This window comes from Pseudoduganella namucuonensis (assembly GCF_900116645.1).
Classification (GTDB): domain Bacteria; phylum Pseudomonadota; class Gammaproteobacteria; order Burkholderiales; family Burkholderiaceae_D; genus Rugamonas; species Rugamonas namucuonensis.
In genome coordinates, this window is the sequence record NZ_FPBO01000079.1 from 1 (window position 1) to 7,782 (window position 7,782).

Consider the following 7,782-nt stretch of genomic DNA (forward strand, 5'->3'; position numbering starts at 1 on the left):
CAGCGTTCAATCTGAGCCAGGATCAAACTCTTCAGTTCAATCTCTGTTTTTCCGATACTGCTATCGGAGGTCGCTCACTCAAAATACTGACGATTCCTCTTTCGAGGTCACGTTTAATATATTGTGTAAGCGTTTAATAATTTGAGCTAAGAGGCTTGCGCCTCCGGCATCATCATCAAACGCCCACACTTATCGACTGTTAATTTTTAAAGAACCTGTCTGCATTTTTCGACGAAGCGTTTTGTCCGTCAGCAGAGAAGCGAGATTATGAGGCGTTTGATTTACTTCGTCAAGCCCGTTCTGAATTGCACTGCAATTCATCACTTTTCCCCACTCCACCCTGCGTTGCGTGTGTTCAGCAGCGCGGGGACAGAACTATAGCAAAGCCACACCCAAGTTGCAAGTGGCTATTTTTTCAAGCTTGACGATCTGGAGGGGCTATACTCTTTAAAGCAGCAATTCAGAGGAGTCAGGATGGTCCCAAACGAACTGCCGACCGGTATCCCGCCAACGATCTTGGTGGTGGACGACTCGCCCTCCTTCCTGACCGCCCTGCTCGATCATCTGGCTTCGCGCGGCTTCCTGGTGCTGATTGCCCGCAACGCCGAAGAGGGCTTGATGCGCGCCGAGTTCGGCCTGCCTGATCTGATACTGCTGGACGTGGTCTTGCCCGGCATGGACGGATTCGAAGCCTGCCGCCGCATTAAGGCCAGCGACAACACGCGCGACACGCCCGTCATCTTCATGACCAGCCTGACCGACGCGCGCCAGAAAGTCAGCGGCTTCGAAGCCGGCGGCGTGGACTACATCACCAAGCCATTCCAGATCGAGGAAGTCTTCGCGCGCATCAACACCCACCTGGCCCTGCGCAAGGCGAACCGCGAATTGCACCAGATGTTCGAACAGCTGAACCGCGCCCAGGCCGAGCTGGTGCAGAAGGAAAAGCTGGCGGCCCTGGGTGCGCTGGTGGCCGGCATCTCCCATGAACTCAACACCCCCATCGGCAACAGCCTGATGATCGCCAGCGCCTTCGAAGACCAGACCGCCGAAATACGCGGCCACTTCACCAAGGGCGAGCCGATGCGCCGCTCGATGCTGGACGCCTACCTGGATAACGCGAACACCGCGGTGGAAGTGCTGGTGCGTAACCTGCACCGCGCGGCGGACATGGTGACCAACTTCAAGCAGGTGGCGGTCGACCAGACCAGCGCCCAGCGCCGCACTTTTCTGCTGTCCGAGGTGGTGGCCGGCAATGTGCTCACGCTGCTGCCCACCATACGCCGCACGCCCTACCAGGTGGTGCAGGACATTCCGCCCGCGCTGATGATGGATGGCTATCCCGGCCCGCTCGGACAGGTCATCACCAATCTGCTGACCAACGCCATCATCCACGGCCTCGACGGCCGCGACAGCGGCACCATCACCATCCACTCCGGCAACGAGACACACGACACCGTGACGATGACCATCGCCGACGACGGCAACGGCATCTCGGCCGACAACCTGCTGCACATCTACGAACCCTTTTTCACCACCAAGCTGGGCGTGGGCGGTTCCGGCCTGGGCCTGCATATCGTGCACAACATCGTGTGCGACGTGCTTGGCGGACGCATCGACGTGCAAAGCGCGCCCGGCAAAGGCACCACCTTCACGCTGACACTGCCGCTGACGGCGCCGGCGCGCTAGCCGCCGGCGCCGTCAGCGGCCTGTCCGTGCGCCAGCTCCTTCAGGCGCCGGCGATTGCCCTTGATCCAGCCCACCAGCGCCTGCGCCGGCATCGGCGCCGCCACCAGCGCGCCTTGCGCCAGCTCGCAACCCAGCCCGCGCAGCAGCGCCAGGTCGGCCGCCCGCTCGACGCCCTCTGCCACCACCGCTATCCCCATCCGATGCGCGTCGTTGATGGCCTGCTCCAGCAAGGCTTGGCGCGCCGGCTGCAACGACGCCTCGTGCACAATGAAGTGATCGACATGCAGCTCCGTCAAGGGACAGCGCACCAGTTGCTGCTGCGTGGTGTGCCCCGCGCGGTAACCTCCCAGTCCCAGGCCGAAACCGCGCACGCTCAGGTGCGCGAGATTGGCGATGCTGAGCGGCGCTCCGCCGGCCAGCACCGCCTCCGCGCATTCCCACGTGAGGTGGCGCGGCGACAGCCCATGCTGTTGCACCAGCATGCTGAGGCGGTCGAGCTGGGTGCGGTCCGCCAGCACCTCGGCCGGCAGTTTGATGGACATGGTCAGCGTCACCAGCCCGATGTCGTGCCAGGCGCGCAACTGCGCCAGCGCCTGTTCCACGATCGACATGGCGAGCGGCGCGATGCACGCGGCGCCCTGCATCGCGGGCAGGAAGCGCGCGCCGCGTATCAGCCCGCGCTGCGGATGCATCCAGCAGACATGCACGTCCAGGCAGCGCAGCAGACCGCTCGCGACTTCGATGCGGGGTTCGTAATAGGGCAGGAACCGCCGGTTCTCCAGCGCGTCCTCCAGCTCACTCGCGGAAGGCACACCGGCGGTGGTGGCGGCGCTCAGCGCTTCCGCGCCGGCCTGGTTGAGCAGCCGGGTCAACACATCGAAATGCAGGGGCTTGAGCGCGGTCCCCAGCAGTGTCAGGCGCGCGCCGCCGTTGTCCATGCTGTCCGCGGCCTCGCGCAGCCGCTCCTCGCGCGCGCTGGCCACCAACACCGCGGCGGCCAGTTCCAGTTCGCGCAGATGCCGTATCAACTCCACGCCATCCATGCCGGGCATGTCCATGTCGGTCAACACCAGCTGCACCGGCATGCCCCGCGCGTCGAGCTTGCGCAGCGCATCGATGCCGTCGCACGCCTCCAGCACCGTGCCGAAGCCCGCCTGCCGCAGCAGGCCCGCCATGTGTTCGCGCTGGACCGGACTATCCTCCACCACCAGCGCGGTGCATCCGCTCCAATCCTGCACGCCGGCCTCCTCAGCCCGAGAACGCCGACAACTGCTGCAGGATTTCGCGGCCGATGCCCTCCAGCGGCACGGTGCGCTCTACCGCGCCGCGCTTGACCGCCTCCTTCGGCATGCCGTACACCACGCAGCTGGCCTCGTCCTGCCCCACCGTATACGCGCCGGCGTTGCGCATTTCCAGCAGCCCGGCGGCGCCGTCGTCGCCCATGCCGGTCATGATCACGCCCAGCGCGTTCGATCCGGCGCATTTGGCCACGGAGCGGAACAGCACATCGACCGAGGGCCGGTGCCGGTTCACCAGCGGACCGTCCATCACCTCGACGAAGTACTGGGCGCCGTTCCGGCGCAGCAGCATGTGCTTGCCGCCGGGCGCGATCAACGCGCGGCCGGGCACCACGCGGTCGTTGTTCTGCGCTTCCTTGACGTTGATCTGGCAGACCGAATTGAGACGCTCGGCGAAGGCGGCGGTGAACTTCTCGGGCATGTGCTGCACGATCACGATGCCGGGGCTAACGCGCGGCAGCGACGTCAGCACCACCTCCAGCGCCTGGGTGCCGCCGGTCGAGGTGCCGATCGCCACCACCCGCTCCGTGGTCTGCACCATGGCGCGGCTGTCGGCCGCCGGCAGGATGGCGTCGGCCGTCAGTTTCGCCACCGGCTGCAGCGCGGGCGCGGCGGCGCGCCCGGCCAGCCTGCGCACGTTGGCGACGGCGGCGGCGCGCACCGCGGCGGTCAAGTCGTCGGCGCTGTCGTTGAGGAACTGCTTCAGTTCGAGCTTGGGCTTGGTGATGATGGAGACGGCGCCCGCCGCCATCGCCTCCATGGTGGTCTTGGCCGCCTTGGCCGTCAGAGTGGAGCAGATCACCACCGGCGTGGGCCGCTCCGCCATGATCTTGCGCAGGAAGGTGATGCCGTCCATGCGCGGCATTTCCACGTCCAGCACGATCACGTCGGGCCACACCGTCTTCATGCGCTCCATGGCGAGTATGGGATCGGCGACCGCGTACAGCACATTGATGTCCGGCGCCTTGTTCAGCAAGGCGGTGACAACCTGCCGCACGACCGCCGAATCATCCACCACGAGCACATTGATCTTCTTCATAAACGCTCCTTCGCCGGACGCGCCCTGGCTGCTCCGGGCGGGCCTCGCCGCACCCACACGTCGCCGGTGCGGACGTTGAATATAATGTGGCGGTGGCCGATGCCGAACAGGCTTTCGGACACCACCGGAATCTTGTGCATGCGGAGCAGGCGTTCGGCCGTTTCGCCGTTGCGCCGCCCTATGCTCATCGTGTCGCCGCGCTCGATCTGCGGAAACATCATGCCGCCGCCGAAGATCTTCGCCTCGCATTCGGCGCCTCGGACACCCAGCCGCTCAAGTTCGACCAGCATCAGTGCCAGCGCGCCCTCGCAATATCGGCCGTTCAGGTCCGCCACCGAGTCGTTCTCCCCCACCGTCAGCAGGAAGTGCGACATCGCCCCCACCCGGCGCCGCGGATGCCAAAGCGTAATCGATACGCAAGAGCCGAGCAAGGTGCGGATGCGGTGCCTGGCATCGCCCACGAAATGCTCGCCAGGCATCAGGAAAACGTCAATGACGGCCACGGGGCGTCCTCATGGCGTGCCGCTCATACTTTGCGGTACACCGACGGCCCCTGCACCTGCAGCGGCCCGGCCATGTCGTGCAGGCTCTCGGAGTGGCCGATCAAGAGATGGCCGCCCGGCTTGATGGCCCCCAGCAGCCGCCCCACCACCTCGCGCTTGGTCTCGGGGCTGAAGTAGATCAGCACATTGCGCAGGAAGATCACGTCGAACGTGCCGAACTTCGGCAGGGTCTCGTTCAGGTTCACCTGGTGGAACTGCACGCGCTGGCGCAGGCGTTTCTCCACCAGCAGCGTGCCCTCCTGGTCGCCGACGCCGCGCAGGCAATAGCGTTTGAGATAGGCCGGCGGGATATGGCTGGTGCGCTCGCGCATGTAATGGCCGGAGCGCGCCGCGCTCAGCACGCGGCTGCTGATGTCGGAGGCATACAGCTCCCAGTCCTGCTCGCGCAGCACGTCGTCCAGCACCATCGCGATGCTGTACGGCTCCTCGCCGGTCGAACAGGCGGCGCTCCAGACGCGGAACGATTGCCGCTGCTCGGCGGCCCCCGCCGCCAGCTTGCGCAGCAGGTCGAAATGCTTGGATTCGCGGAAGAAGTAGGTCTCGTTGGTGGTCAGCAGGTCGATCGCGATCTGCACCTCGCCGGGAGCCTGGCCGGCCGTCAGCAGGCGGAAATAGGCGCTATAGCTGCCGAGGCGATGGTGCAGCAGGCGCTTGGCCAGCCGGCCGCTGACCAGCGCCTTCTTGGCCGGGGACAGCGTGATACCCGCCTCCTCGAAAATGAAACGCTGGAACAGGGTGAACTCCTGGTCCGTGATCGGATCTACCGACGTCGCTGCAGCATCCCGCATTCAAACTCCTCCTCTCGCTTGGCTAAAAGCGCGTGAACTGGGACTCGTCCGGTTCTCTTCCGTTCGTCACCGGCTTGCGTGCCACCGGCCGCACCGGCGCCTTGGCCGCGCGCCCTATGATGCCGCCCGCGAGCCGCCCGCGCGGCGCGGGCGCCTTCTCCCCGCCCACATTGAAGAACGCCATCGAGTGCTGCAGTTCTTCCGCCTGGCCGCTCATCTCCTCGGCGGTCGACGCCAGTTCCTCCGAGGCCGCCGCGTTCTGCTGGGTGGTCTCGCTCAACTGGTTCATCGCCATATTGAGCTGGCTGACACCGGAGGACTGTTCTTCCGACGCGGCCGTGATTTCCTGCACCAGGTCCGACGTCTTTTTGATGTTGGGGACCATGGAGTCCAGCAACCGGCCCGCTTTCTCCGCCAGTTCCACGCTGCTGCCGGCCACCTGGCCGATTTCCTGCGCCGCCACCTGCGCGCGCTCGGCCAGCTTGCGCACCTCGGCGGCCACCACCGCGAAGCCCTTGCCATGCTCGCCCGCGCGGGCCGCCTCGATCGCCGCGTTCAAGGCCAGCAGGTTGGTCTGGTAGGCGATGTCGTCGATGATGACGATCTTGGTGGCGATCTGCTTCATCGCCGCGACGGTGGTGCGCACCGCGTCCCCGCCCTCGATCGCCTCGCTGGAGGCCTTGCTGGCCATGGCGTCGGTCACCTTGGCGTTCTCCGTGTTCTGGCTGATCGACGCCGTCATCTGCTCCATCGAGGCGCTGCTTTCCTCCACGCTGGCCGCCTGTTCGCTGGCCGCCTGCGACAGCGATTGCGCGGTGGCGCTGACCTCCTCGGACGCCGCCGCCAGCGCGGCCGCGCTGTCGTTCACCTCGGACACCACCTGCGACAGCTTGGCGATCGCCGCGTTGGCGTAGCCCATCATCTCGCCGAAGGCGCCCTCGTACTTCTTGTCGATGGTGCGGCTCAGGTCTCCATTCGAGATCGCCTGCATCACCACCACCATGTCGTCGATGCCGCCGCGGGTGGTGGTGGCCAGCTGGTTCAAGCCCTCGCCCATCTCCTTTTGGAAGCCATGCAGGCCCTCGAGTGGAATCCGGGTGCTGAAGTCGCCGCGGTTGGCCGCTTCCACCGCCGTCCGCTGGCCGTCGATCACCTGCTTCAACTTGGCCACCATATTGCCCATGGCGCGCAGCAGCTGGCCGGTTTCGTCGCGCGCGTCCGAGTCCAGCGAGACGGCCAGGTCGCCGTCGGCCAGGCGGTTGGCGGCGCTGACCGCGTCGTTCAGGGGCCGGGTGATGCTGCGGGTGATGAACACCGCCGCCGCGATCGAGAGGATCACCAGCACCACCAGGGCGGAGAGGATGAGTTGTTCGGCGCGCGCGGCGACGGACGTCATCTGCGCGTCGGCGTTGCGGGTGGTTTGCGTGGTGATGTTGCGCAGCTGCTCGAAGGCCTCGGCCAGCGGCTTGTCGGCGCCGCTGACGGTCTTGTCGAGCTGCTCGGCGTCTTTCAGGCCGCCGTGGCGGGCCTCGGCGATTTTAGCGATGGCATTGCGGTAGATGACCGCGTTTTCGTGGATTTTAGCGAGGATCTTTTCCTCGTCGGGGGTCACGCGGCCGGTGGCGCGGTACTCGTCGTCGACCTTTTCTATCAACTCGATCTGGGCCAGGAAGCGCTTGTCGTAGTCGTCGCCGCGCAACACGAAGTTCTTGAACATCTGCACCGCGTTACCCAGCGCCACCGAGCCCTTGGTGGTGGCCGCGTTCTTGGCGAGGGCGTCCTGCTTGAAGACCTGCCACTGCCCATTCATGGCGTCGATCTCCTTGTAGGCAATCAGGCCGAACGCCAGGGACAACAAGGTCAACAACCCGAACGCGAAACCCAATCGTTTACCGATAGAGAACTTCCCCAGCATATGCCCCCCGTGAATTTTTAAAGTGTACGGCAGCTAGGGACATGCTATGCGTTCGATTCGGGGGCTGGCAATAGACTTGGACAAAAAAGACTTTCCGCTGCAACAAGACGCCGAAATGCGAAAAACCCCGCCGGGATCACCCGGCGGGGTTTTTCTTTTATAACTAGCCTGACGATAACCTACTTTCACACTGGTTGCAGCACTATCATCGGCGCAAAATCGTTTCACGGTCCTGTTCGGGATGGGAAGGGGTGGGACCGATTTGCTATGGTCATCAGGCTTTGACTTGTCGCGTCGCGCGCTATGGCGCGCGACTGCAATCCGAAAGAAGTAAAGTTGTTGGGTACATCATCAATACACAGGGTAATGCTCATAACCGTCAAGGTTATAGGGACAAGCCTTACGGGCAATTAGTACTGGTTAGCTTAACGCATTACTGCGCTTCCACACCCAGCCTATCAACGTCCTGGTCTCGAACGACCCTTCAAGGAGC

6 protein-coding genes and 2 rRNA genes are annotated in these 7,782 nt (G+C 64.5%); 1 reads left to right on the top strand and 7 read right to left on the bottom strand.

Annotation, left to right across the window (positions count from 1 at the left end):
- Positions 1–474: 474 nt before the first annotated feature.
- Positions 475–1,686, top strand: a complete 1,212-nt coding sequence (locus BM436_RS35340) for a sensor histidine kinase (RefSeq protein ID WP_093561611.1) — start codon at positions 475–477, stop codon at positions 1,684–1,686.
- Here the strand turns inward: BM436_RS35340 and BM436_RS35345 are convergent.
- The 7 genes from BM436_RS35345 to BM436_RS35375 all read right to left on the bottom strand — a co-directional run.
- On the bottom strand, positions 1,683–2,924 hold the full coding sequence (locus tag BM436_RS35345; protein ID WP_093561612.1) for an EAL domain-containing response regulator: 1,242 nt from the start codon (positions 2,922–2,924) through the stop codon (positions 1,683–1,685). The two genes, BM436_RS35340 and BM436_RS35345, sit on opposite strands and share 4 nt — an antisense overlap.
- A gap of 10 nt (positions 2,925–2,934) precedes the next feature.
- On the bottom strand, positions 2,935–4,023 hold the full coding sequence (locus tag BM436_RS35350; RefSeq protein WP_093561613.1) for a protein-glutamate methylesterase/protein-glutamine glutaminase: 1,089 nt from the start codon (positions 4,021–4,023) through the stop codon (positions 2,935–2,937).
- Positions 4,020–4,526 carry a chemotaxis protein CheD gene (locus tag BM436_RS35355; protein ID WP_229491054.1) on the bottom strand — a complete coding sequence of 169 codons (507 nt, stop codon included), beginning with the start codon at positions 4,524–4,526 and terminating at the stop codon, positions 4,020–4,022. The genes BM436_RS35350 and BM436_RS35355 overlap by 4 nt, the downstream gene beginning before the upstream one ends.
- Positions 4,527–4,549: 23 nt before the next feature.
- A complete protein-coding gene (locus tag BM436_RS35360; protein WP_093561614.1) occupies positions 4,550–5,374 on the bottom strand; it encodes a CheR family methyltransferase in 825 nt (274 codons plus the stop codon).
- A gap of 22 nt (positions 5,375–5,396) precedes the next feature.
- Positions 5,397–7,238, bottom strand: coding sequence for a methyl-accepting chemotaxis protein (locus BM436_RS35365; RefSeq protein ID WP_218165000.1), 1,842 nt, complete (start codon positions 7,236–7,238; stop codon positions 5,397–5,399).
- Positions 7,239–7,455: 217 nt separating this feature from the next.
- A 5S ribosomal RNA gene (gene rrf / locus BM436_RS35370) occupies positions 7,456–7,568 on the bottom strand.
- Between the two features lie 110 nt (positions 7,569–7,678).
- Positions 7,679–7,782, bottom strand: a 23S ribosomal RNA gene (locus BM436_RS35375); the annotation flags it as partial.

What these genes read in the sequence shown, in the direction of transcription:
- BM436_RS35350 (WP_093561613.1), bottom strand. Translation starts at nt 4,023, where the DNA reads ATGAAGAAGATCAATGTGCTCGTGGTGGATGATTCGGCGGTCGTGCGG.
- BM436_RS35340 (WP_093561611.1), top strand. Translation starts at nt 475, where the DNA reads ATGGTCCCAAACGAACTGCCGACCGGTATCCCGCCAACGATCTTGGTG.
- BM436_RS35360 (WP_093561614.1), bottom strand. Translation starts at nt 5,374, where the DNA reads ATGCGGGATGCTGCAGCGACGTCGGTAGATCCGATCACGGACCAGGAG.